General features: G+C 67.6%; 21 protein-coding genes. 11 read left to right on the forward strand and 10 right to left on the reverse strand.

Annotation, left to right across the window (positions count from 1 at the left end; genetic code table 11):
- Positions 1-11: 11 nt before the first annotated feature.
- On the reverse strand, positions 12-1,457 hold the full coding sequence (locus Q9R14_RS14165) for an AMP nucleosidase (RefSeq protein ID WP_017505461.1): 1,446 nt from the start codon (positions 1,455-1,457) through the stop codon (positions 12-14).
- Between the two features lie 128 nt (positions 1,458-1,585).
- Between Q9R14_RS14165 and Q9R14_RS14170 the strand changes: the two genes are divergently transcribed.
- Entirely contained in the window at positions 1,586-2,836 is a 1,251-nt protein-coding gene (locus Q9R14_RS14170) for a multidrug effflux MFS transporter (RefSeq protein WP_265149982.1), read from the forward strand.
- Positions 2,837-2,898: 62 nt separating this feature from the next.
- Positions 2,899-4,851: a M1 family metallopeptidase gene (locus Q9R14_RS14175; protein WP_306002812.1), complete on the forward strand. Its 1,953-nt coding sequence runs from the start codon at positions 2,899-2,901 to the stop codon at positions 4,849-4,851.
- Between the two features lie 2 nt (positions 4,852-4,853).
- Here the strand turns inward: Q9R14_RS14175 and Q9R14_RS14180 are convergent, their stop codons facing one another.
- Complete coding sequence (locus Q9R14_RS14180; protein WP_265149980.1) at positions 4,854-5,285, reverse strand: DUF488 family protein; 432 nt, start codon at positions 5,283-5,285, stop codon at positions 4,854-4,856.
- Positions 5,286-5,400: 115 nt separating this feature from the next.
- Here Q9R14_RS14180 and Q9R14_RS14185 point away from each other — a divergent pair, with 115 nt between their 5' ends.
- Together Q9R14_RS14185 and recQ are read left to right on the forward strand one after the other, a co-directional pair.
- Positions 5,401-6,378: a complex I NDUFA9 subunit family protein gene (locus Q9R14_RS14185; protein ID WP_306002813.1), complete on the forward strand. Its 978-nt coding sequence runs from the start codon at positions 5,401-5,403 to the stop codon at positions 6,376-6,378.
- Between the two features lie 84 nt (positions 6,379-6,462).
- The gene (recQ, locus tag Q9R14_RS14190; protein ID WP_306002814.1) at positions 6,463-8,340 is read left to right on the forward strand and encodes a DNA helicase RecQ; all 1,878 of its coding nucleotides are present in this window, start codon (positions 6,463-6,465) and stop codon (positions 8,338-8,340) included.
- A gap of 6 nt (positions 8,341-8,346) precedes the next feature.
- Here the strand turns inward: recQ and Q9R14_RS14195 are convergent, their stop codons facing one another.
- A complete protein-coding gene (locus tag Q9R14_RS14195; protein ID WP_306002815.1) occupies positions 8,347-8,823 on the reverse strand; it encodes a hypothetical protein in 477 nt (158 codons plus the stop codon).
- A gap of 99 nt (positions 8,824-8,922) precedes the next feature.
- On the opposite strand from Q9R14_RS14195, the gene pgi reads away from it, so the two are divergent.
- The gene (gene pgi / locus Q9R14_RS14200; RefSeq protein WP_306002816.1) at positions 8,923-10,530 is read left to right on the forward strand and encodes a glucose-6-phosphate isomerase; all 1,608 of its coding nucleotides are present in this window, start codon (positions 8,923-8,925) and stop codon (positions 10,528-10,530) included.
- Positions 10,531-10,589: 59 nt separating this feature from the next.
- Here pgi and Q9R14_RS14205 read toward each other — a convergent pair whose 3' ends face one another.
- Positions 10,590-11,012, reverse strand: coding sequence for a hypothetical protein (locus tag Q9R14_RS14205; protein ID WP_165114280.1), 423 nt, complete (start codon positions 11,010-11,012; stop codon positions 10,590-10,592).
- Between the two features lie 297 nt (positions 11,013-11,309).
- Between Q9R14_RS14205 and groES the strand changes: the two genes are divergently transcribed.
- Entirely contained in the window at positions 11,310-11,597 is a 288-nt protein-coding gene (gene groES, locus Q9R14_RS14210; RefSeq protein ID WP_055808823.1) for a co-chaperone GroES, read from the forward strand.
- A gap of 53 nt (positions 11,598-11,650) precedes the next feature.
- Positions 11,651-13,297, forward strand: a complete 1,647-nt coding sequence (gene groL, locus Q9R14_RS14215; protein ID WP_306002817.1) for a chaperonin GroEL — start codon at positions 11,651-11,653, stop codon at positions 13,295-13,297.
- Positions 13,298-13,443: 146 nt separating this feature from the next.
- Here groL and Q9R14_RS14220 read toward each other — a convergent pair whose 3' ends face one another.
- Complete coding sequence (locus Q9R14_RS14220; protein WP_039245802.1) at positions 13,444-14,172, reverse strand: glycosyltransferase family 2 protein; 729 nt, start codon at positions 14,170-14,172, stop codon at positions 13,444-13,446.
- 76 nt (positions 14,173-14,248) lie between these two features.
- Between Q9R14_RS14220 and Q9R14_RS14225 the strand changes: the two genes are divergently transcribed.
- The 3 genes from Q9R14_RS14225 to Q9R14_RS14235 all read left to right on the forward strand — a co-directional run bounded on the left by Q9R14_RS14225 (position 14,249) and on the right by Q9R14_RS14235 (position 17,361).
- On the forward strand, positions 14,249-15,937 hold the full coding sequence (locus Q9R14_RS14225; RefSeq protein ID WP_306002818.1) for a glycosyltransferase family 39 protein: 1,689 nt from the start codon (positions 14,249-14,251) through the stop codon (positions 15,935-15,937).
- Entirely contained in the window at positions 15,937-16,851 is a 915-nt protein-coding gene (locus Q9R14_RS14230) for a hydroxymethylglutaryl-CoA lyase (protein WP_306002819.1), read from the forward strand. The genes Q9R14_RS14225 and Q9R14_RS14230 overlap by 1 nt, the downstream gene beginning before the upstream one ends.
- Positions 16,852-16,935: 84 nt before the next feature.
- Positions 16,936-17,361, forward strand: coding sequence for a hypothetical protein (locus Q9R14_RS14235; RefSeq protein ID WP_306002820.1), 426 nt, complete (start codon positions 16,936-16,938; stop codon positions 17,359-17,361).
- A 280-nt stretch (positions 17,362-17,641) separates the two neighbouring features.
- On the opposite strand, the gene Q9R14_RS14240 is transcribed toward Q9R14_RS14235, so the two are convergent.
- From Q9R14_RS14240 to Q9R14_RS14250, 3 genes are all read right to left on the reverse strand, one after another.
- On the reverse strand, positions 17,642-17,995 hold the full coding sequence (locus Q9R14_RS14240) for a hypothetical protein (RefSeq protein ID WP_265149968.1): 354 nt from the start codon (positions 17,993-17,995) through the stop codon (positions 17,642-17,644).
- The gene (gene phaR / locus Q9R14_RS14245) at positions 17,992-18,621 is read right to left on the reverse strand and encodes a polyhydroxyalkanoate synthesis repressor PhaR (protein ID WP_306002821.1); all 630 of its coding nucleotides are present in this window, start codon (positions 18,619-18,621) and stop codon (positions 17,992-17,994) included. Before phaR ends, Q9R14_RS14240 begins: the two co-directional genes overlap by 4 nt.
- Positions 18,622-18,723: 102 nt before the next feature.
- Positions 18,724-19,437 (reverse strand): hemolysin III family protein, encoded by a 714-nt coding sequence (locus tag Q9R14_RS14250; RefSeq protein WP_306002822.1) that lies wholly within the window; start codon positions 19,435-19,437, stop codon positions 18,724-18,726.
- A gap of 160 nt (positions 19,438-19,597) precedes the next feature.
- On the opposite strand from Q9R14_RS14250, the gene Q9R14_RS14255 reads away from it, so the two are divergent.
- Positions 19,598-20,773 (forward strand): acetyl-CoA C-acetyltransferase, encoded by a 1,176-nt coding sequence (locus Q9R14_RS14255; RefSeq protein WP_306002823.1) that lies wholly within the window; start codon positions 19,598-19,600, stop codon positions 20,771-20,773.
- A 43-nt stretch (positions 20,774-20,816) separates the two neighbouring features.
- On the opposite strand, the gene Q9R14_RS14260 is transcribed toward Q9R14_RS14255, so the two are convergent.
- Both Q9R14_RS14260 and htpX read right to left on the reverse strand, forming a co-directional pair.
- Complete coding sequence (locus Q9R14_RS14260; protein ID WP_306002824.1) at positions 20,817-22,424, reverse strand: M20/M25/M40 family metallo-hydrolase; 1,608 nt, start codon at positions 22,422-22,424, stop codon at positions 20,817-20,819.
- 96 nt (positions 22,425-22,520) lie between these two features.
- Positions 22,521-23,486, reverse strand: a complete 966-nt coding sequence (gene htpX / locus Q9R14_RS14265; RefSeq protein ID WP_371929728.1) for a zinc metalloprotease HtpX — start codon at positions 23,484-23,486, stop codon at positions 22,521-22,523.
- Between the last annotated feature and the right edge of the window lie 60 nt (positions 23,487-23,546).

A 23,546-nucleotide genomic window follows, 5' to 3' on the forward strand; every position in this document is an offset into this window, starting at 1 on the left:
GACGGCTGGGATCAACGGAACGGCGGCTCGTCGAAGGCGCGCAGTTTGCGTGAGTGCAGCTTGGAGCCTTCGCTGCGCATCAGGTCGACCGCCTGGATGCCGATCTGCAGGTGTTCGGAGATCGAGCCTTCGTAGAAGCGGTTGGCCTGACCCGGCAGTTTGATCTCGCCGTGCAGCGGCTTGTCCGACACGCAGAGCAGCGTGCCGTAGGGCACGCGGAAGCGATAGCCTTGCGCGGCGATGGTGGCGCTTTCCATGTCGATGGCGACGGCGCGGCTCTGGTTGAAGCGCAGGGCCGACTTGGAATAGCGCAGCTCCCAGTTCCGGTCGTCGGTGGTGACGACGGTTCCGGTGCGCAGGCGCAGCTTGACCTCGTCGCCCGGCATGCCGCTGACCGACTTGGTGGCGTCATAGAGGGCGCGCTGGACCTCGGCGATCGACGGGATCGGAATGTCGGGCGGCAGCACCGCGTCCAGCACGTGATCGTCGCGCAGATAGGCGTGGGCCAGCACATAGTCGCCGATGGTCTGGCTGGCGCGCAGACCGCCGCAGTGACCGATCATCAGCCAGACGTGCGGACGGGTGACGGCCAGGTGATCCGTGATCGTCTTGGCGTTGGACGGGCCGACGCCGATGTTGACCAGGGTCACGCCCTTATGGCCCGGCGCGGTCAGGTGGTAGGCCGGCATCTGGTGCTTCTTCCAGGCCGTGTCGCTGATCGCCGCTTCGGGATTGGGCGTGTCGCGCGTGATCACCACGCCGCCGGCGCAGGACAGGGTCTGATATGGCGAGCCGGGCGTCCGAAGCTGCTCGATGGCCCAACGCACGAACTCGTCTACATAGCGATTGTAGTTGGTGAACAGGACATAGGACTGAACGTCGTCCACCGGCGTGCCGGTGTAGTGCTTCAGCCGCGCCAGCGAGAAGTCGGTCCGCAGGCCGTCGAAGTGCGACAGGGGGAAGTCACCGCCCATTTCGAACAGGCCGTCGGCGATCTCGTCGCCGATATGGGCCAGGTCCGTGGTGGGGAACCAGCGCGCCAAAGCCGCCGTCATCGACCGGTCCAGCGCGACCTCCAGCCCGTCGGTCACATAGGGGAAGGGGATTTCCTGGCGCGAGACGCCGACCTCGAAGGTCGCATTATATTCCTGCTCCAGCAGGCCCAACTGTTCGGTCAGATAGGGGCGGAACAGGTCCGGTCGCGTGACCGTGGTCGAATAGCTGCCCTGTCTCGACAGCCGGGCGTAGGCGCGCGGCTCAAGGTCCTGGGGGCGATCCCCGTCCCAGCGGATGCGAAGTTCGGGATAGGCGAACACCCCTTCGGCGCGTTTGACCGGATCGGGCCGCGCGCCGGTGTTGACGAAATCCCGCACGGCGTCGCGCAGGTTGGTCACGGATTGTGTGTAGAGGGTTTCGAGGCGGTCCAGCGCCGCCTGTGCTGTCATCTGTTCTGTCATGACTTCCTCTAGCGAAGCTTCGCGGCTTTGGCGAGGCGCCGCCCGTTCAAACCCGATTTCGCTGCATTGCAGCAATTTATGACGGGCGTGCGGTTGCAGATCGGAGCGTGACGGCGCATCTGGCCCGGATGTCTTCTTCCCTTGCGTCAGCGCCCGCCAAGAAGGAGCTCGGCTTCGTCGAGTTCGTCTGTCTTATCGCTCTGATGATGGCGCTGAATGCGCTGGCGATCGATTCCATGCTGCCGGCCCTGCCGCACATCGGCGCGGACCTGAAGGTGGCGACCGACAACGACCGGCAATGGGTGGTGACGGCCTATCTGCTGGGCTTCGGCGGGGCGCAGCTGTTCTATGGCCCGTTGGCGGATCGGTTCGGCCGAAAGCCCGTCCTGCTGTTCGGCGTCGGCGTCTATGTAATGTTCAGCCTGCTGGCGACCCTGGCGCCGACCTTCGAGACGCTGATCATGGCCCGCGTCGGTCAGGGCCTGGGCAGCGCCTGCACCCGCGTGCTGGCCGTTTCCATCGTGCGCGACCGGTATGAGGGGCGCACCATGGCGCGGGTCATGTCGTTCAGCTTCCTGGTCTTCCTGGGCGTGCCGATCCTGGCGCCGTCGCTGGGTCAGATGATCATGCTGGTCGGGCCGTGGCGCTGGATCTTCGCCGGGCTGGGCCTGATCGGGGTCGGCCTGATCGTCTGGGCGTCGTTGCGTCTGCCCGAGACGCTGAAGCCCGAGGATCGCCTGCCGATCCAGGTCAAGCGGCTGGTCTCGGCCTACAAGATCGCCCTGACCGATCGCACCGCCGTCGGCTACACCCTGGCCATGACGGCGATCACCGGGGCCCTGTTCGGCTTCATCAACTCGTCGCAGCAGATCTTCGCCGACGTCTTTCACGCCGAGGCGGCGTTCCCGGCCATCTTCGCCCTGATCGCGGGCGGCATCGCCGTAGCCTCGATCGTCAATGCGCGTCTGGTGGTGAGGCTGGGGTCACGCAGGATTTCGCACACCGCCCTGATCGGCTTCACCAGCATCGCGGCCATCCATGCGGTGGTGGCGATCAGCGGCCATGAATCGATCTGGACGTTTGCGGTGTTGCAGACCTTGACCATGTTCTGTTTCGGCCTGATCGCGGGCAATTTCGGATCGATGGCCATGGAGACGATGGGCAAGATCGCGGGCACGGCGGCCTCGATCCAGGGGTTCGTCTCCACCATTGTCGGCTCTCTGCTGGGCTTTGCGGTGGGCCAGCAGTTCAACGGCACGACCATACCGATGTCGGTCGGCTTCACTGTCTTTGGCTTGGTCGCCCTGGGCTGGGTGCTGTTCGCTGAGCGGGGACGGCTGTTCCGGGCCCATCACGCGCCGGTCGCCGCCAAGGCTTGATCTTTTTCGCGTTTCCGCGCGTTCTCCGGGCCAATCGTCAAGATCAGCCCAGGAAAACCTCGATGACGCGCAAAGCGCTCGGTCTCGTCTCCGCCCTCGCCCTGGCCGCCGCCATGGGCCTGAGCGCCTGCTCCACCACGACGGGAGGGTCGGCCATGACCCCGCCCGCCATCGCTCCGGCGCCCGGTCCCGAAGCGGTGGACGTCCACACCCACGCCCGGCCCGAGATCGCCCGCGTCGTCGATGTGGCCCTGGACCTGACCGCAGACTTCAACGCCAAAACCCTGGCGGGCACGGCGACCCTGGACATCCTGGCGATCCCGGGCGCCAACGAGATCGTGCTGGATATCCGCGACCTGGACATTCAGGACGTGCGCGACGCGGCGGGCCAGCCGCTGCGCTATGTGGTGGGCGACAACGACCCGATCCTGGGCCAGCCGCTGACGGTCTATTTCCCGGCCTTCGCCGCCAATGAGCGACGCAAGATCACCATCCGCTATTCCACCCGCCCGAATGCGGCGGCGCTGCAATGGCTGAACCCCAGCCACACGGCGGGCGGACAAAAGCCCTATCTGTTCAGCCAGGGCCAGGCGATCCTGACCCGCACCTGGGTGCCGACCCAGGACAGCCCCGGCATCCGTCAGACCTATTCGGCCCGCATCACCGCGCCCGAAGACCTGACGGTGGTCATGAGCGCCGATCATCTGACGCCCAACGGCGAGCGAGCCGCAAACGGCATGAAGACCTGGCGCTTCCGGATGGACAATCCGATCCCGCCCTATCTGATCGCGCTGGGCGTCGGCGACATCGCCTTTGCACCGTTCGACGGCCGCACCGGGGTCTGGACCGAGCCCAGCCGCCTGCGCGCCGCCCAGTGGGAACTGGAACCGACCGCCCAGATGGTGACGGCGGCCGAGAAGCTGTACGGCCCCTATCGCTGGGGCCGCTACGACCTCTTGGTCCTGCCGCCCTCCTTCCCGTTCGGCGGCATGGAGAACCCGAAACTGACCTTCGCCACCCCGACCATCATCGCCGGCGATCGCTCGCTGGTGTCGCTGGTCGCGCACGAACTGGCGCACTCCTGGTCGGGCAATCTGGTCACGAACGCGACCTGGAACGACTTCTGGCTGAACGAGGGCTTCACCGTCTATTTCGAGAACCGGATCATGGAGTCGGTCTATGGCCATGACCGCGCCATGCAGGAGCAGGTGCTGGGCTGGGACAGTCTCCAGGATACGCTGAAGTCCCTGCCGGCGGCGGACACCCGCCTGCATCTGGACCTGAAGGGCCGCGATCCCGACGACGGCATGAACGATATCGCCTATGAGAAGGGCGCCCTGTTCCTGCGGACCATCGAACGCACCGTCGGGCGGGATCGGTTCGACGCCTGGCTGCGCGGCTATTTCGATCGCAACGCCTATCGTCCGATGACCACGGCCATGTTCCTGCAAGACATCCGCGACAACCTGATCAAGGGCGACGCGGCGCTGGAAAGCCAGCTGCAGATGGACGCCTGGGTCTATCAGCCCGGCCTGCCGTCCAACGCCGTTGCGCCGGTCTCGCACGCCTTCGAGCCGGTGGATGCGGCCGCCGTCGCCTTCTTCAAGGACAAGGGACCGGCCTCGGCCATTCCATGGGCGGACTGGAACACCCAGCAGCGCCAGCGCTTCCTCGGCTGGCGTCCCGAGGGTCTGCGGACGGGCGCCGACTGGCTGACGGACGCGCAGCTGGCCGATCTGGAGCGCACGCTGAACCTGGCGAACGAAGGCAACGCCGAACTGACCTTCGCCTGGCTGCAGATCGCCCTGGCCCATCGCTATCAGCCGTCGGTCGCCACGGCCGAGACGTTCCTGACCAGCCAGGGCCGTCGCAAGTTTGTCCTGCCGCTGTTCCAGACCCTCTGGAACGAGGGCGACTGGGGCCGCGCCAACGCCCGTCGCATCTACGCCGAGGCCCGGCCGCTCTATCACCCGGTCACCAGCGGTTCGGTCGATCAGTTGGTCGGACGGCCGTAAGCCTAGAGGTCCACGACCACCACGCCGGTTTCCGCCGACAGTCGTTCCGCCAGGACGGCGCGGTGGCAGCCGGCGTGGTCGGCCTCGAAGCACAGCAGGGCGACGCGTTTGTCGGCCGCCAGCGCCTTCAGTCGCTCGTACTCGATCTGCGCCTGGGGTTCGGCCAGGTGATCGGCGAAGATGGCGCGCATCTCGTCGACACGGCCCTTGCGCGCCGCGTCACGTCCCGCCTTGGGCGTGCCCAGCCCGCGCAGGTGGACATAGTCGATCCCTTCGACCTTCAGGCTCTCGCCCAAGATCGTCTTGGAAAAGCCGGCGCGGCGGGATGCGGCGACCGCGCGGACATCGACCAGGGTCTGCACGCCGGCCGTCTTCAGCCGCGCGATGACGTCGGCCTGGGTCGCGCCTTCGTAGCCAATGGTGAAAAGCTTCATTCGCCTCAGATGGGCGGCCGCGCGTGGAACGCCAGCGTGACCGTGAAGGCCCGCGTTGCGGTGCGGCGCCCTATCGTCTATCCCGCCGAAACGGATTTCGACTGGAGCTTTCCCCATGGCTGACCTCGCCCCCGGCGTCGTGACCCTCTTCGGAGGTTCGGGCTTTATCGGGTCGCAGGCGGTGCGCGCCCTGGCGCGTCGCGGCTGGCGCATTCGGGTCGCCGTGCGCAACCCGGTCCTGGCGATCGAAATCCAGCCGCTGGGCGATCCCGGCCAGATCCAGTTCATGCGCTGCGACATCACCAACCCGGCGGATGTGGCGCAGGCCGTGCGCGGCGCGGACGCCGTCGTCAATCTGGTCGGCGTGCTGCATGACGCAGGCGGCAAGCGCGGCTTCGACGCCGTCCATACCGAAGCCGCCAAGACCATCGCCGAGGCCGCAAAGGCGGCGGGCGTTGAGCGGCTGGTCCAGATCTCGGCCATCGGCGCCGACGCCGCCAGCCCTTCGGCCTATGGTCGCACCAAGGCCCAGGCCGAGGCGGCCGTTCGCGCCGTCTATCCGAATGCGGTGATCCTGCGTCCGTCGCTGGTCTTCGGCGCGGGCGACAGCTTCCTCAATCGCTTCGCCGCCATGGCGACGATGGCGCCGGCCCTGCCGCTGATCGGCGGCGGCGAGACCCGGTTCCAGCCGGTCTATGTCGGCGATGTCGCCGAGGCCATCGCGCGCGGCGTGACCCGCGCGGACGCGGCCGGCCGCACCTATGAACTGGGCGGGCCGAGCCTCTATACCTTCCGGGAGGTGCTGGAGCTGGTGCGTCGTGAAACGGGCCGTGACCGGATGCTGGTTTCGATGCCATTCATCGTCGCCAAGCCCCTGGGTTCGCTGCTGCAACTGAGCCGGTTCGTCGGCCTGACCCCGCCGCTGACGCGCGATCAGGTGCTGATGCTGGAGAAGGACAATGTGGTCGCCGCCGATGCGTTCGGCCTCAGCGATCTGGGCATCGACCATCCGGCCGGCATGGCCGCGATCGCCCCGTCCTATCTGTGGCGCTACCGCGTCGGCGGCCAGTTCGCCGAAGCGCCCGCCCACTAAAACCCTCCCCTATGACGCCGCCGCCGGTCGCCTTCGCGGCCGGCGGCGTCTTCTGTTCGGGAACAAAGAGTGCACAGCTTAAGGATGCCGGCCACGCGCCCCCAGTTCTCCACCACCGATACGCCTGACCTGAACGACGCGCGCGCGTTGCTGGCGCGCGTCTGGGGTCACGCCGACTTTCGGGGGCTGCAGGGGCGGGTGGTCGAGCAGATCCTGTCGGGCGGCGATGTGCTGGCGGTCCTGCCGACCGGCGGCGGCAAGAGCGTCTGCTATCAGATCCCGGCCATCCTGCGCCCCGGCCTGGGGCTGGTGGTGTCGCCGCTGATCGCCTTGATGACCGATCAGGTCGAGGCGTTGAAGCAGCAGGGCGTCGCGGCGGCGCGGCTGGATTCCGGCGTGTCGCTGGACGAGCGTTCGGCCATCTGGGCGGCGGCGCGGTCGGGGAAGCTGGACCTGCTCTATGTCTCGCCGGAAGGCCTGGCGGCGGGGGCCATGATGGACCGGCTGGCCGAACTGCCGCTGAGCCTGATCGCCATCGACGAGGCGCACTGCGTCTCGCAATGGGGCCACGACTTCCGCCCCGACTATCGCAACCTGGGTCTGCTGGCCGAGCGGTTCCCCGACGTGCCCCGCATCGCGGTGACGGCGACCGCCGACGCCCGCACCCGCGACGACATTCTGCGCTCGCTGCGGCTGGAAGAGGCGACGGTCTTCGTCGACAGTTTCGCGCGTCCTAACCTGCAGTTGTCGGCGGAGCGCAAGGAGAGCGCGTCTCGGGCCAAGACCGATGCGCGCGTCATCGAACTGGTGCGCGAACGGCGGGGCAAGTCGGGCGTCGTCTATTGCGGCAGTCGCGACGGCTGCGACCGCGTGGCCCAGGCGCTGCGCGACGCGGGGACCAACGCCATCGCCTATCACGCCGGCATGGATACGAAGGAGCGCGACCGCCGGCTGGAACGCTTCCTGGCCGAAGAGGGCGCTGTGATGGTCGCCACCATCGCCTTCGGCATGGGCGTCGACAAGGCCGACGTCCGCTTCGTCATCCACGCCGATCCGCCGGGCAGCCTGGAGGCCTATTGGCAGGAGATCGGGCGCGGCGGTCGCGACGGCGAACCGGCCGAGGGCATCACCCTGTATGGGCCGTCCGACATCGCCTGGTCCTTGCGTCGGCTGGACAGCCGTCCGATGGCCGAGGAGGTCAAATCGGTCCAGGTGCGCAAAACCCGCCAGCTGTTCGCCATGCTGGACGGCGCCGTCTGTCGGGCCCAGGCCGTGCGGCGATACTTCGGCGAGCATGACGCCCAGCCTTGCGGCGTCTGCGACATCTGCGGCGACCCGCCCCAGCTTTATGACGCGACGGTCCCGGCCCAGAAGGCGTTGGCGGCGGTGCAGCGGCTGGGCGGCCGGTTCGGGAGGGGCCGCGTCGTCGATCACCTGACCGCCCGCACCAAGGACGTGCAGCCGTGGGAGCAGCAACTGTCCACCTGGGGCATCGGGCGCGAGATTTCGCTGAACAGCTGGCGCGAGATCGTCGATCACCTGCTGTTCGAAGGCCTGCTGGCCGAGGATCCCAATGACGGCAAGCCACTGGTCGGGCTGGGCGATCCCGAGGCGGTGCGCGCCGTCTATCGCGGCGAACGCCAGATCGAGGTGCGTCGCGCGCCTTTGAGGGCCGATGCGGCCCCGCGTCGTCGTGACCGATCGGGCGAAGGGCGTAATGCGGCGCTGGAGACGATGGACGCCGATGTCCGCGCCCGGTTCGAGGCCTTGCGCGCCTGGCGCCGCGACCGCGCCTCGGAACAGCACGTCCCGCCCTATGTCATCTTCCAGGACCGGACGCTGCTGGAGATCGCCCACGCCGAGCCGGGCGACCTGAACAGTCTGGGCGCCATTTCCGGCGTCGGCCAGTCCAAGCTGGATCGCTACGGCAAGGGCGTGCTGGAGGCGCTGGCCGCCCTCTAGAAGCCGTCAGACTTCCGGCTTGGGCGGGGCGGTGATGACTTCGACGTTGTCGTTCAGCAGATAGGACAGTTCCGACAGGGCGACCGCGCGTTCGGCCGGGTTGGCGGCGGCCTGCACGGCCTGAACCTTCTTGGGCATGTCCTCGGAAATGCCGCGCAGGATGCATTTCAGATCGCCGTCGGTGCCGCGTTCCTTCAGGATCAGGTGGCCCTGCATGTCCAGGGCGGCCAACTGTTCCGCCTCGGCCTTGAAGCCGGTGAAGGCCTGGCTGGTGAAGAAGGCGGCGTCGTCGGCGGCCTTGGCGGCGGCCCAGCCGTCCACCACGGCCTTCAGGCTGGCCGAGCGCGAGATGATGTCGGCGAACAGCGGCTCGCCCGCCACCGAGACAGGCGCGCCGGGCGCGGCGGCCGGCTGTTCGGCGGCCAAGGCCACCGAGGGATTGGACATCGCCAGGGCGATCGTGAGAGCAAGGCCGCAGGACATGGAGGTGACTTCCTGTTTCAGCGTCCGCTGGGACGTTGAACCTGAATACGCCCCAGCCGTAAACGAGTGTTTACCCTGTCATTCCCGATGGAGACGACGATGACCCGCGACGCCGCCTGGACCGCCTTCGACCAAGCCGCCGCCGAGGCCGCCTCCGCGCGGATCGTGGATCAGTTCGCCGCCGATCCCGAGCGGCTGGCGCGGATGTCGGTCGAGGCGGCGGGGCTCTATCTGGACCTGTCGAAACAGAGCTGGACCCGCGCAGCCTTCGACGCCTGTCTCGATCTGGCGCGCGCCAGCGACGTCGAGGGACGTCGCGCGGCCCTGTTCGCCGGCGAGGCCGTCAATCTGACCGAAGGGCGGGCGGTGCTGCACCCGGCCCTGCGCGCCGCGCCGGGCGCCGACTTCAAGGCCCTGGGCGAGCCGGTCTCGGCCGAGGTGGACGCCGTGCGGGCGGACATGAAGGCCTATGCCGACGCCGTGCGATCGGGCGCCGAGGCGGGCGCGACGGGGCGCAGGTTCGAGGCGATCGTCCATGTCGGCATCGGCGGGTCGGACCTGGGGCCGCGCGTGGTGTGGGACGCGCTGCGTCCGCTGGACCCGGCCATCGATCTGCGCTTCGTCGCCAACATTGATCCGCGCGACATGGCCGAGGCGCTGACCGGCCTTGATCCCGAAACCACCCTGGTCGTGGTCGTGTCCAAGACCTTCACGACCCAGGAAACCCTGGCCAATGCCGAGGCGGCCAAGGCCTGGCTGGCGGCGTCGCTGCCGGCCGAGGGGATGACGAAACACTTCATCGGGGTGACGGCGGCGCCGGACAGGGCGGCCGCCTTCGGCTGCGGTCGGACCTTCGCCTTCCGGGACTGGGTCGGCGGGCGCTATTCGCTGTGGTCGGCGGTCAGCCTGTCGTGCGGCATCGCCCTGGGCTGGGACGTGTTCGAACGGATGCTGGCGGGCGCGGCGGAAATGGATGCGCATTTCGTCTCGGCGCCGCTGGAGCGGAATGGGCCGATCCTGCTGGCCCTGGCCCAGGTGTTCAACGTCGATGGCCTGAACCGGCCCGCCCGTACCGTCGCCCCCTACGCCCACGCCCTGCGCCGCCTGCCGTCCTTCCTGCAACAGCTGGAGATGGAGTCGAACGGCAAGCGGGTGCATCGCGACGGCACGCCGGTGACGCGCCAGACCTGTCCCGTCGTCTTCGGCGAGCCGGGCACCAACGGGCAGCACGCCTTCTTCCAGCAAATCCACCAGGGGCCGGAGGTCGTGCCGGCGGAGTTCGTGATTGTCGCCAGGACGCATGCGGATGCGCCGGAATCGCCGCTCTGGTCCAATGCCCTGGCCCAGGGGCAGGCCCTGATGCTGGGCAAGACGACCGAGGCGGCCAGGGCTGAAGGTCTGGCTCAGGGTCTGTCGGAGGAAGAGGCGACGCGCCTAGCGTCCCACCGCACCTTCACCGGCAACCGTCCGTCGACGGCCATCGTCATGGAGCGGCTGACGCCCGAGGCCCTGGGCGCGCTGCTGGCCCTGTATGAGCACAAGACCTTCGTCGAGGGCGTGATCTGGGACATCAACAGCTTCGACCAATGGGGCGTCGAACTGGGCAAGGTCCTGGCCAAGGCGATCCTGAAGGACGTCGACGCGGGCGGCCCCTCGGCGGACCTGGATCCGTCCACGGCAGTACTGATGACGCGGTTGATGGGCTGACGCGAAAAGAGCCCGTCCTTGCCGGACGGGCCCTGCCGATCATCTAGACTGTCAAACGCTTACCAGCGGCGGTCGTAGCGGTAGTCGCGATCATTGCGGTAGTCGCGGCGGTCGTAGCGCGAGTCGTAACGGCGGCCGTCGTAGCGGTAGTCGTAGCCCGAGCGGCTGCGGTCGATGCCGTGCTCGCGCTCCCAGTGACCCTGGTTACGGTAGCACTGGCCGCCCCGGTAATATTCGCAGCCCGAGCCGCGGTTGGAGGCCACCGCGCCCAGCGCCGCGCCGGCGAGCGCGCCGCCTGCGATATAGCTGCCGTCGCCGTTGCCATAGATGGCGCCGGCCAGACCGCCAACGGCGGCGCCGATCAGGGCGTTACGGCCGGTATTGTCGCGATCGCGCGATTGGGCGGAAGCCGGAGCGGCCATCAGGCTCAGGGCCACGACGGGGGCGGCGGCGACCGCAGTAATCTTCAGCAGCTTGGACATTTTGGTCTCCTTCTTGGCTTGCCGATCTGCGTTTCCGGGGCGGGAAGGCATCCAGCGTTGAGACCGTTCTATCGCTCCCAGTTTGAACGACCCCGGAGGTGGGCGTTCATTTTCGGTTCATTGTCACAGAGAATTCGCGCGGCGATCGAGCCGCGCCGCTTGACGATGCCAGCGCCTCTGCCTAACTCCCGCCCGCGTTAGCACTCTCGCTGGTCGGCTGCCAAAACGGCGATCGCGAGAGCGCCGCACACCGTTTCAAAAACGCCCCGATCCGGGGGTTCTAGAGGGAGAAGTCCGATGGCGTTCCGTCCGCTCGGCGACCGCGTGCTGGTCAAGCGCGTTGAAGAAGAATCCAAGACCAAGGGTGGCATCATCATCCCCGACACCGCCAAGGAAAAGCCGCAGGAAGGCGAAGTCGTCTCCGTCGGCCCTGGCGCCCGCGACGACACCGGCAAGGTCAATGCTCTTGAGCTGAAGGCCGGCGACCGCATCCTGTTCGGCAAGTGGTCGGGCACGGAAGTGAAGATCGACGGCGAAGACCTGATCATCATGAAGGAATCCGACGTCCTTGGCGTGCTGTCCTAAGCACCCGACGTCCGACGTTCCTCAATCAATCCATATAGATAGGAGCTGCCCGCATGGCTGCTAAAATCGTACAGTTCAACACCGACGCGCGCGACAAGATGCTGCGCGGCGTCAACGTCCTCGCCAACGCCGTCAAGGTGACCCTGGGTCCCAAGGGCCGCAACGTCGTGATCCAGAAGTCCTTCGGCGCCCCGCGCTCGACCAAGGACGGCGTGTCGGTCGCAAAAGAGATCGAGCTGGAAGACGCCTTCGAGAACATGGGCGCCCAGATGATCCGCGAAGTCGCTTCGAAGACGAACGACAAGGCGGGCGACGGCACCACCACCGCAACCGTTCTGGCTCAGGCCATCGTGCAAGAGGGCCTGAAGGCCGTCGCCGCCGGCATGAACCCGATGGATCTGAAGCGCGGCATCGACAAGGCCGTCGGCCTGGTGCTGGAAGAGATCAAGTCGAACTCCAAGCCCGTTTCGAACAACTCGGAAATCGCCCAGGTCGGCACCATCTCGGCCAATGGCGATAGCGAAATCGGTGAGCTGATCGCCCAGGCGATGGCCAAGGTCGGCAACGAAGGCGTCATCACCGTCGAGGAAGCCAAGACCGCCGACACCACCGTCGACGTCGTCGAGGGCATGCAGTTCGACCGCGGCTACCTGTCGCCCTACTTCATCACCAACGCCGACAAGATGGAGGCCCAACTCGAAGAGCCGCTCATCCTGCTGTTCGAGAAGAAGCTGACCTCGTTGCAAGCCATGCTGCCGATCCTGGAAGCTGTGGTTCAGTCGGGCCGTCCGCTGCTGATCATCGCCGAGGACATCGAAGGCGAAGCCCTGGCGACCCTGGTCGTCAACAAGCTGCGCGGCGGCCTGCGCGTCGCCGCCGTTAAGGCTCCGGGCTTCGGCGACCGCCGCAAGGCCATGCTGGAAGACATCGCCATCCTGACGGGCGGCCAGGTCATCTCGGAAGACCTGGGCATCAAGCTTGAGAGCGTCACGCTCGACATGCTCGGCAAGGCCAAGAAGGTCTCGATCACCAAGGACGACACCACCATCGTCGAAGGCGTCGGCGGCAAGGACGAGATCGAAGCCCGCGTGGCCCAGATCAAGCGCCAGATCGAAGACACGACCTCGGACTACGACAAGGAAAAGCTGCAGGAACGTCTGGCCAAGCTGGCCGGCGGCGTTGCAGTCCTGCGCGTCGGCGGTTCGACCGAAGTCGAAGTGAAGGAAAAGAAGGACCGCGTCGACGACGCCCTGAACGCCACGCGCGCCGCGGCTGACGAAGGCATCGTTCCGGGCGGCGGCATCGCCCTGCTGAAGGCCTCCAAGATCCTGGCCGACGTCAAGGGCGACAACGCCGACCAGAACGCCGGCATCGCCATCATCCGTCGCGCCCTGCAGGCTCCGATCCGTCAGATCTCGGAAAACGCAGGCGTCGAAGGCTCGATCGTCGTCGGCAAGGTGCTGGAAAACGAGCAGTCCTCGTTCGGCTTCAACGCCCAGACCGAAGAGTACGGCGATCTGGTGCAGATGGGCGTCATCGACCCGGCCAAGGTCGTCCGCACGGCTCTGCAAGACGCCGCTTCGGTCGCCGGCATCCTGATCACGACGGAAGCCGCCGTCGCCGACGCCCCCAAGAAGTCGGGCGGCGCTGCGGCTCCCGACATGGGCGGCATGGGCGGCATGGGCGGCATGGACTTCTAAGCGGAAGGGCGGCCTTCGGGCCGCCCGGACGCCCCGGCGAAGGCCGGGGTCCAGCCTCATCGCTGAAATGCAGAAGGGCGGGACCGCAAGGTCCCGCCCTTTTTGTTTGCCTATCCTCTCTGCGAAGCGGGGAGGGTGTGGCTGTTTCAGAACTCCGAAATCGCGCCCGGCTTGCGGGACCGCGTCTTCAGCCACATCACGCCCAGGAGGTCCGAGACCGAGGCGCGCAGGCGGCCCCAGTTGGTGTATTTCGACCGACCGACCTCGCGATGGCGGTGGTCCACGTCGAGATACTGGTTCTTGAACCCCTCGCGGATCATCAGGGCCGGCAGATAGCGGTGGATGTGATCGAAGTAGGGCAGGCGCAGGAAGACGTCGCGGCGGAAGGCCTTCAGCCCGCAGCCGGTGTCGTCGGCGTCGTCGCCCAGCAGTTTGCGGCGGATGCGGTTGGCCCAGATCGAGGCCTGGCGTTTGGCCTCTGTGTCCTGGCGTTTGGCGCGACGACCGCCGACCAGGCCGACGTCGCCGGGGGCGGCCAGAAGCGCATCGACCAGGCGGGGCGCATCGGCCGGCGGGTTCTGACCGTCGCCGTCCATCGTCACCACCACCGGCGCGCGCGCAGCCAGGACGCCGGTGCGAACCGCGCGGCTCTGGCCCGCATTGGTCCCGTGGGCCAGGACGCGCAGCGCCGGCAGTTCGGCCATGGCGGCCTTCAGCTCGGCCAGGGTCGCGTCCCTGGACGCATCGTCCACGAAGATCATCTCGTACGAACGGCCGGCGAAGGCGGCGGCGATCTCGCGCGCCAGGGGCACGGCGGCGCCCGCCTCGTCATGGACGGGAACGACGACGGAGATTTCGGGCGTTTCGGGGGTCATCGGCGCTCCATAGAGGATAACGACGGCTTAGGGGAGACGGCTGACGACGGCGTAGTCGCCGTGTAAGGAGTCTGGAATGAAGACTTTCGATCTGGATGGCCGCATCGCCGGCTGGCGCGGGCCGGTTCTCGCGGCCCTGCTGACGCTGATCGCCGGCCTGCCGGGCCTGCTGCTGCTGCCGCCGCTGGATCGCGACGAAAGCCGGTTCGCCCAGGCCACGTCCCAGATGCTGGAAAGCGGCGACTATGTGGACATCCGCTATCAGGACGAGCCGCGCTGGAAGAAGCCGGTCGGCATCTACTGGATGCAGGCGATCGCCGTGGGCCTGACCTCGGATGTCGAGGACCGCGAAATCGCGCCCTATCGTATTCCGTCCCTGCTGGGCGCCATGCTGGCGGCCTGGGCCGTGGCCTGGGCGGGCTCGGCCATGCTGGGCAGCCGGGTCGGCTTCTTTGGCGGGGCCATCATGGGCGCGACCTTCCTGCTGTCGACCGAGGCCGGGATCGCCAAGACCGACGCCATGCTGTGCGGGGCGACGACCTTGGCCATGGCGGCGCTGGCGCGCATCTATATGGCGACGAAGGCGGGCGAACGGCCGATCCGGCCGCACAAGCTGCTGTTCTGGATCGGGATCGGGCTGTCGATCCTGATCAAGGGACCGATCGGGTTCCTGGTCGTGGCCCTGGCGATCATCGCCCTGTCGATCTGGGATCGAAACATCAAATGGCTGTATCGCCTCGGCTGGGGGTGGGGTCTGCCGCTGGTCGCCCTGATGGTCGGGCCGTGGGCCATCGCCATCACCATCGCCACCGACGGCGGTTTCTGGCGCGAGGCCATCGGCGGGGACCTGGCGCCCAAGATCGCCGGTGCGCATGAGAGCCATTCGGGCTTCCCCGGCATGTATCTGCTGCTGGCGCCCCTGCTGTTCTTCCCTTCGACCCTGTTGTTGCCCGCCGCCGTTTCGACGGGCTGGAGCCGACGCGCCGAGCCGGCGATCCGGTTCCTGGTCTGCTGGCTGGTCCCGGGCTGGCTGATGTTCGAACTGGCCCCGACCAAGCTGTGGCACTACACCCTGCCGACCTTCGGGACGCTGGCCCTGTTGGCGGCCGCCGCCCTGGCCCAGCCCATCGGCAAGGTCTCGCGCATCACCGGCGCGGTGCTGGGCGCGTTCGCGGCTCTGCTGATCATCGGCATCACCGTCTATGGCTTGACCGTCTATGGCACCTCGACGGCCCAGACCTGGGCGGCGTTGACGGTGGTGATGGCGCTGGCGGCAGGGGCGATGGGGGGCTTCCTGTTGCTGAACCGGGCGCCGGTCGCGGCGCTGGTCGCCTCGTTGGCCTTCGGCATCGTGGCGCACGCGGCCCTGTCGGGCACGATCCGCCAACTACGGCCCCTGGCCATCGCACCCCAGCTTGAAAAGGCGCTGGAGGCGGCGGACCTGCATCCGCGTCAGGGGCGCACGCCGGGGCCGGTGGCGATCACCGGCTTCCATGAACCCAGCTTCGTCTTCCTGACCGGGCGCGACACCGACCTGACCGACGCCCAAGGCGCGGCCGAGGCCTTGGCCGAGGGGCGGCCCGCCATCGTCGAAGGACGCGACGCGGACGCCTTCCGTGCGGCCGCCGCGCGTCTGGGCGTGTCCGGTCGCGCGGTCGGGACGGTCAACGGCTACAACTATTCGGCGGGCGATCCGGTCAGCCTGACCATCTATGCGCCGCCGCCCCGAAACGGGAATGGCGCCGCCGCTGCGGGAGGCGAGTGATGGGCCGTTTCATCCAGATCGTCGAAGTCGGGCCGCGCGATGGCTTGCAGAACGAAAAGGCCGTGCTTGAGCCCGCGGTCCGCGCCGATCTGGTGCGACGGCTCGAGCAGGCGGGGGCGAGACGGATCGAGGCCGTCTCCTTCGTCCATCCCAAATATGTGCCGCAGATGGCCGGCGCCGAAGAGGTCATGGCCGCCCTGCCGCACGAGGCGGGGTGCAGCCGTATCGGCCTCGTGTTGAACGGCAAGGGCTATGACCGGGCGCTGGCGACCGGGGTGGACGAGGTCAATGTCTCGGTCGCCGCCACCGACGGTTTCGGCCTGAAGAACCAGGGCCTGGCGGTGAAGGATCAACTGGCCATGCTCGGCGAGATCGTCGCCCGCCGGCACAACGCCGAGGCCAGCGAGGGCGCGCCGTCTCTGTCGGCCATGATCTCCTGCGTCTGGGGCTGTCCGTTCGACGGCGAGGTGTCGGTCGATCAGGTCGCGGACATGGTCGGCGCCATCGCCGATATGGGCGTCGGCGAGATCGGGCTGGCCGACACCATCGGCGCGGGCGATCCCTGGGCGGTGACGAAAAAGGTCGAAGCGGCCAGGGCGGCCGCGCCGAACGCGACCCTGCGCCTGCATTTCCATGACACCCGCAACACCGGCCTGGCCAATGCCTATGCCGGCGTCGAGGCGGGGATCGACGTGCTGGACGCCTCGGTCGGGGGGATCGGCGGCTGCCCGTTCGCGCCGGGCGCCACGGGAAACATCGCCACCGAGGACCTGGTCTATATGCTGGCGCGGGCCGGGTTCGAGACCGGCTATGACCTGGACGCCCTGATCGCGACGGCGCGCTGGATCGGCGAGGCCATCGGCCGGCCGGCGCCGTCGGCGCTCAGCCGGGCCGGCGGATTTCCCAAGCGCTGAACCCTTGTGGCGGCGTTTCGCAAACGGCGCTAAATCGAGGTGAACAGGCGTAGCCGTTTGGACCGGCTGCGAAGAGGACCGTCCATGCTGCTCGCCATTCCGCTGCTGCTGATCCCGGTAGTGCTCTACAATATCGTGGTGCTGTTCGGCGCGCCGAGCGGGGCGGGGATGGTGCAGGCGGACGTGCTGCTGCGCGATCCGCTGTTCTCGATCACCATGACCTCGGGCGCGCAATGGACGATCGGGTCGGGCGACCTGATCCTGTTCCTCGGCCTGATCCTGCTGTTCTTCGAGCTGGTGAAGTCCACCTCCAGCCAGCGGATCGCCATCGTCAATCACGCCCTGTCGATGATCCTGTTCATCGGCGTGCTGGTGGAGTTCCTGCTGCTGCCGGGTTTCGCGACCTCGACCTTCTTCCTGATCGTGATCATGATCCTGCTGGACGTCCTGGCCGGGTTCATCGTGACCATCATCGCGTCGCGCAAGGATTTCGATTTCGGCGGAGCGTGAGCCCAACGGCTCCCCCGACAGCGGCCTCAAGCAGCGCGAAGCGCGGTAGGCCCCAAGAAACATGCGCTCAAGTCGCGCAAAGCGCGGTAGGCCCTAAGAAACACGCGCTCAAGCAGCGCGAAGCGCGGTAGCGCCTACGAAAATGCCGTGAAGATCAGGGCGACGACGGCGACGTCGAAGGCTTTGGCGAAAAGGGCGAAGACGGCGGGCATGGGCGGGTCCGGCTGAGAGCGTTCTGCCTCGCCCCCAGCAAACCCCGTGCCGCACGAGCGGCGTCAGTTCAGATGTCGGTCTTGGCGGTCTTGCCTGTTTTCGGACGACGCTCGGCCGCGCCCGAATATTCGGCTCCGAGGTAGGCGGAGCGGGCCGCATCCAGAACCGGCGAGCCGCCGCGCAGGCCCCGTTTCTGGCCGCTCTGGCCCATCTGCTGGGCGACGAAGGCGGCGGCGCCGGGCTCGGGCGTCGGCAGGACGGCAGCTCTTGCCGGGGCCGGTTGGGGTTCGGCGGTCTCAGGCGCATCGACGGGGACCAGGGCGCGCGAGGCGGATCGGGCGCGCCGCTCGCGCTCGCGGCGTTCGCCTTCGCGGCGATCCACCCTGTCCGGTCCGCCGACGGCCTGGATCCGGTCGGTCATTTGCCCTTGCCGCCTGCCAGTTTCTCGATCTGACGGCGCATCTCGTCCATCTGGCGACGCATCTCGTCCAGGGCGTCAGGCGCCTCGGGCGGCGGAGCCGGCTCGGCCTTGTCATCGGACGCGGCGGGTGTCGGTTCGGCGCGCGGATAGGTGAAGGCCGGGAACATCTGCATGGCGCGCTCGAACATCGCCATATTGGCGCGCGCGGCGTCCTCCATCAGGGCCGCGCCCGCGCCGGTTCCGAAGGCGCGGCCCATCTGACTGGCGAACTGTTCCTGCTGGCGACCGAAGTTGGCCAACGACATCTCCAGATAGGAGGGCAAGACGCCCTGCATCTGACCGCCGTAGAAGCCGATCAGCTGGCGCAGGAACTGAACCGGCAGCAAGGCCTCGCCCCGGCTCTCTTCCTCGAAGATGATCTGGGTCAGGATCTGGCGGGTCAGGTCGTCGTTGGTCTTGGCGTCATAGACGACGAACTCGGTCCCCTCGCGCACCATGGTCGCCAGATCTTCCAGCGTCACATAGGCGCTGGTCCGCGTGTTGTAGAGCCTGCGGTTCGCATACTTCTTGATGACGACCTGAGCGCTGTCGCCGGTCTTTCCACCCTTGGTCTTTTCGTCAGCCACGCTTGTTCTCGCGATGTTGCAACGCGTCACTATCCTCCGTTGCGACGCGATGCGCCAGAGGGAGCGCCAGAGGGGGCGAAACCGCCGGGAACGGACGATCGATCAGTGGCTCATCGCCGGGGCCAGCACGACGCCGACCAGCACCGCCGTCCAGTGGACTGTCGCGCCGGTGACGACGAAGCCGTGCCAGATGGCGCGGCGGAACTTCACGCGCGGGCTGATGAAGACGAAGACCCCGGCGGTATAGATCAGGCCGCCGATGACCAGCAGGGCCAGGGCGATCGGATGCACCGTCTCCACCATCGGCTTCAGCGCCGCGACCGCCAGCCAGCCGAAGACGACATAGACGCCGCTCCAGAACTTGTCCGAGATGCGCGGCGCGAACAGCTTCACCCCGGCGCCTAGGAAGGCCAGGGTCCAGATCAGGGTGGTGAACCCGATGGCCCACAGACCCTCGAACCGCTGGGTGGTGAACGGGGTGTAGCTGCCGGCGATCATCAGGAAAATCGCCGCCTCGTCCAGTCGCCGCAGCACCGGCCGCGCAGCGCAGGGGTTGGTCCAGTTATAGATGGTCGAGGCCGTCAGCATGGCGACGAGACACAGGGCATAGATGGCGGTCGCCATCACGCCGCCGATCCCCGCATAGACCCCGGCCAGACCCGCCAGAATAATGCCGCCGACCGCCGCCAGCATCAGGCCGACGACGTGGACCCACAGATCCGCCAGCTTCTCCGCGCGCGTCGGATAGTGCTCGATCATGTCCAGCTCGTCCGGCGTGCAGACGTGGGTGACAAGACGTTTCAGCGTGCGCAGCATGGACCTTCCAATCCGTCGATCGCCTCTATCGTTCCGCGACAATGCGCCGACAGGGTGACGATTGGCTGAATCGCGCCCTGTCGATGTCGTCGCAGGTGACGAACGCGCTGCAATGCGGCAAAACGGTCACGCCGAGTTATTCTCCAAAGAGTGAAATCCCATGACCGACGTCGTCATCGTTTCCGCCGCGCGCACCCCGGTCGGCTCCTTCCTGGGCGCCCTGTCGTCCCTGCCGGCGTCCAAGCTGGGCGAGGTCGCCATCAAGGCGGCGCTGGAGCGGGCCGGCGTCTCCGGCGACGAGGTCGATGAGGTGATCCTGGGTCATGTGTTGCAGGCCGCGGCGGGTCAGGGCCCTGCGCGCCAGGCCGCTGTCGGCGCGGGCGTTCGAAAGGAGGCCGCCGCCTGGAGTCTGAACCAGATCTGCGGCTCGGGCCTTCGCGCCGTCGCCATCGCCGCCCAGCAGATCGCTTTGGGCGATGCGAAGATCGTCGTCGCCGGCGGTCAGGAGAGCATGAGCCAGGCGCCGCACGCCCAACAGCTGCGCAACGGGCACAAGATGGGCGACGTCGCCTTGGTCGACACCATGGTCAAGGACGGCCTGTGGGACGCCTTCAACGGCTATCACATGGGTCAGACGGCCGAGAACATCGCCGAAAAATGGTCCATCAGCCGCGAGGCGCAGGACGAATTCGGTCTGGCCAGCCAGCACAAGGCCGAGGCGGCCCAGAACGCCGGCAAGTTCGATGAGGAGATCACGCCGGTCGTCATCCCCGGTCGCAAGGGCGATGTGACGGTCGACAAGGACGAATACATCCGCCACGGCGCGACGCTGGAGCTGATGCAGAAGCTCAAACCCGCCTTCACGAAGGACGGCAGCGTCACCGCCGCCAACGCCTCGGGTCTGAACGACGGCGCCGCCGCCCTGGTGCTGATGAGCGCCGACGAGGCCAAGGCGCGCGGGCTGGAGCCGCTGGCCCGCATCGCCTCCTACGCCACCGCCGGCGTCGATCCGTCGATCATGGGCACGGGACCGATCCCGGCGTCGAAGAAGGCGCTTGAGAAGGCCGGCTGGGACGTTTCCGATCTGGATCTGGTCGAGTCCAACGAGGCCTTCGCCGCCCAGAGCCTGTGCGTGGTCAAGGAGCTGGGTCTCGACCCGGCCAAGGTCAACGTCAACGGTGGCGCCATCGCCATCGGCCACCCCATCGGCGCCTCGGGCGCGCGCATCCTGACGACACTTCTGTTCGAGATGAAACGGTCGGGCGCGAAGAAGGGTCTGGCGACCCTGTGCATCGGCGGCGGCATGGGTGTGGCCCTGTGCGTGGAGCGCGCGTGAGCCGGTAAGAAGAAGGGGCGAGATTTTCCTCGCCCCTGAACTCTTAGTCCGCCGCCGGATATTCGAACGGATCGCTCGGCGTGGGCTGGGTCGGTAGCGGCATGCGCGGCAGGGGCTCGTCGCGGTTGGCGGCGTTCAGCAGGAAGCTGGCCAAGATGATGGCCGCCTGACGCAGGTCCTCGGCCTTCAGGTGGTCGTAGCTGTCGATGCTGGTGTGGTGCAGGCGGCTGGAATAGTCGAGCGGGTCCTGAATGAACTGATACCCCGGCACGCCGACGGTCTGCATATAGACGTGGTCGGTGCCGCCCGAGTTGCGCAGCCAGACGGTCGTTGCGCCCATACTGGCGAACGGCGCCAGCCATTCCTGGAAGATCGGGGCGGCGGCGACATTGCCCTCGGCGTTGATGCCGCGGATTTTGCCCGAGCCGTTGTCCAGATTGAAATAGGCGACCAGATCGCGATAGCCGGCGCGCGGCTCGATCGGCCAGCGGCTGCGCCAGGTGCGGTTGTCCGGCAGTCCCGCCAGCGCCGGATCGTTCGACGCAGCGCGCGTCGCCAGATGACGGTCGACATAGGCCAGCGAGCCCAGGATGCCCTGCTCCTCGCCGTTCCACAGGGCGAAACGGATGGTGCGCTTGGGCCTGACGTTCAGGGCCTTCAGGATGCGGGCGGCCTCCATGACCACCGCGCTGCCGGCGGCGTTGTCGACAGCCCCGTCCGAGGCGACCCAGCTGTCCAGATGGGCGCCGGCCATCACGTATTCGGTTCCGCGCGCCGTGCCGGGGATGTCGGCCAGGATGTTGTAGGCGTTGACGTCCTCGTCGTGGAAGCGGACCTCGCTCATCAGCTCCAGCGTCGGCGGCGCGTCGGTCAGGGCCAGGCGCGCCAGACGGCGATAGTCCTCGGCCGCCAGCTCCATCCCCGCCAGCTTGGGCGTGGCGCCGACCTGATAGGTGTAGCCCGTGCCGTGCAGCAGGCCGCCGTCGCGCTGGGAAATCCGCACCCAGGCCAGGGCGCCCTGTTCGGCCAGGAAGGCGTCCAGCTGATTGGCGAAGTTGACGGTCTTCAGCGAGCGTTCGATGGCCGCCGGCGAATGCTGGGGCTGATTATAGGTGTTGCGCTCGGCCAGTTCGGCGCTGGTCCAGCGGCGGAAGGCCGGCTCTGTCGGCTCCGACCCCGTGCCCGGCTGGGACAGCATGACGATCTTGCCCGACAGCTTGCCGCGCCATTTGTCGAAATCCTCGACCTTGGAGATCGGGGCCACGATCACGCCGCCGCTGATCACGCCATTGGTCGAGGGCGTCCAGGCCACCGGGATGGCGCGCAGATCCAGCGGGCGCGGCGCGGTCATGCGGGCGCTGGAGCGGACGATGGACCAGCCCCGGCCGAACTCGAACCCTTCGGCGCGCACGTCGGACAGACCGTAGTCGCGGAACTGCTGCTGCGCCCAGCGTTCGGCCTCGCGCATCTGGGGCGAGTTGGTCATCCGCCCGCCGATCCGGTCGGTCAGATAGGCGGCGGTCTGCATCACCTGGCTGTGGTTCAGCCCCTGATCGATGATGCCGTTGACGGCGACGCGGTCCACCGACTGGGCGGCGACCGGCGTGGCGAAAAGAGCGGCGGCGGAGACGAAGGCGAGCAGACGCGACATGGATTTCCCCAAGAAAGCCCGATGGCTGAACAGGGGCGCATCTGATGTGATCCGGTCGCGGAGTGCAAACCGCAAACGGCGTCCAGGCCGCGACGATCAGCCCCAGGGACCGGGCGGCTCGTTCGGGGTGGTCGGGACGCCGGTGGTCGTGAAACCGGCGGCCGGTCGCGGCTGGGTCAGGTCCGGCGTGCGGGGGCGGGCCTGCATGCCCATCTTCGCGCCCAGCTCCATCAAGGCCCGGACGCGGTTTCCCGTCGATGGATGGGTCGAGAACAGATTGTCCGCGCCACGTCCCGCCAGCGGATTGATGATGAACATCTGGCCTGAGGCCGGATTGCGCTCGGCCGTCTGATTGGTGATCCGTCGGGCGTAGGCGTCGATCTTCTGCAGGGCCGAAGCCAGGGCCTGGGGATCACCGGCGATCTCGGCGCCGACGCGGTCGGCCTCATATTCGCGGCCCCGGCTGATGGCCATCTGCACCAGACCGGCGGCCATGGGCGCCAGCAGCATCAGGGCGATCGTGCCGATAACGCCGCCCGGCCGCTCGCGGTCGTTGCCGCCGAAGAACAGGGCGAAATTGGCGAGCGCGGCGATGGCGCCGGCGATGGTCGCCGTCACCGTCATGATCAGGGTGTCGCGGTTTTTCACATGGGCCAGCTCGTGCGCCATCACCCCGCGCACCTCCTCACGCGTCAGCATGTCCAGCAGGCCGGTGGTGGCGCAGACGGCGGCGTTCTCGGGGTTTCGGCCCGTGGCGAAGGCGTTGGGCTGATCATTGGGAATGATGGCGACCTGCGGCTGAGGCAGGCCGGCGTCGCGGGCCATCTGACGCACGTCGGCGACATAGTTCCTGACCACGGCGTTTGGATGCTGCTCATCGACCGGCTGGGCCCGGTACATCTTCAGCACGATCTTGTCGGCGTTCCAGTAGCTGAACAGATTCATCCCGCCCGCGAACAGCAGGGCGATCGCCATACCGGGGCCGCGACCGATCATATAGCCGACCCCTGCGAACAGGGCCGTCATCGCCGCCAACAGAATGAAGGTCTTCAGATGGTTCATCGCGGTTCCATTCCCGATCCGTCTGGCGTCCCGGGCTTGAACCTCTATTTGAGAGAAGGC

Origin of the sequence: Brevundimonas sp. C43 (assembly GCF_030732185.1) — a bacterium.
Lineage (GTDB): Bacteria > Pseudomonadota > Alphaproteobacteria > Caulobacterales > Caulobacteraceae > Brevundimonas > Brevundimonas diminuta_C.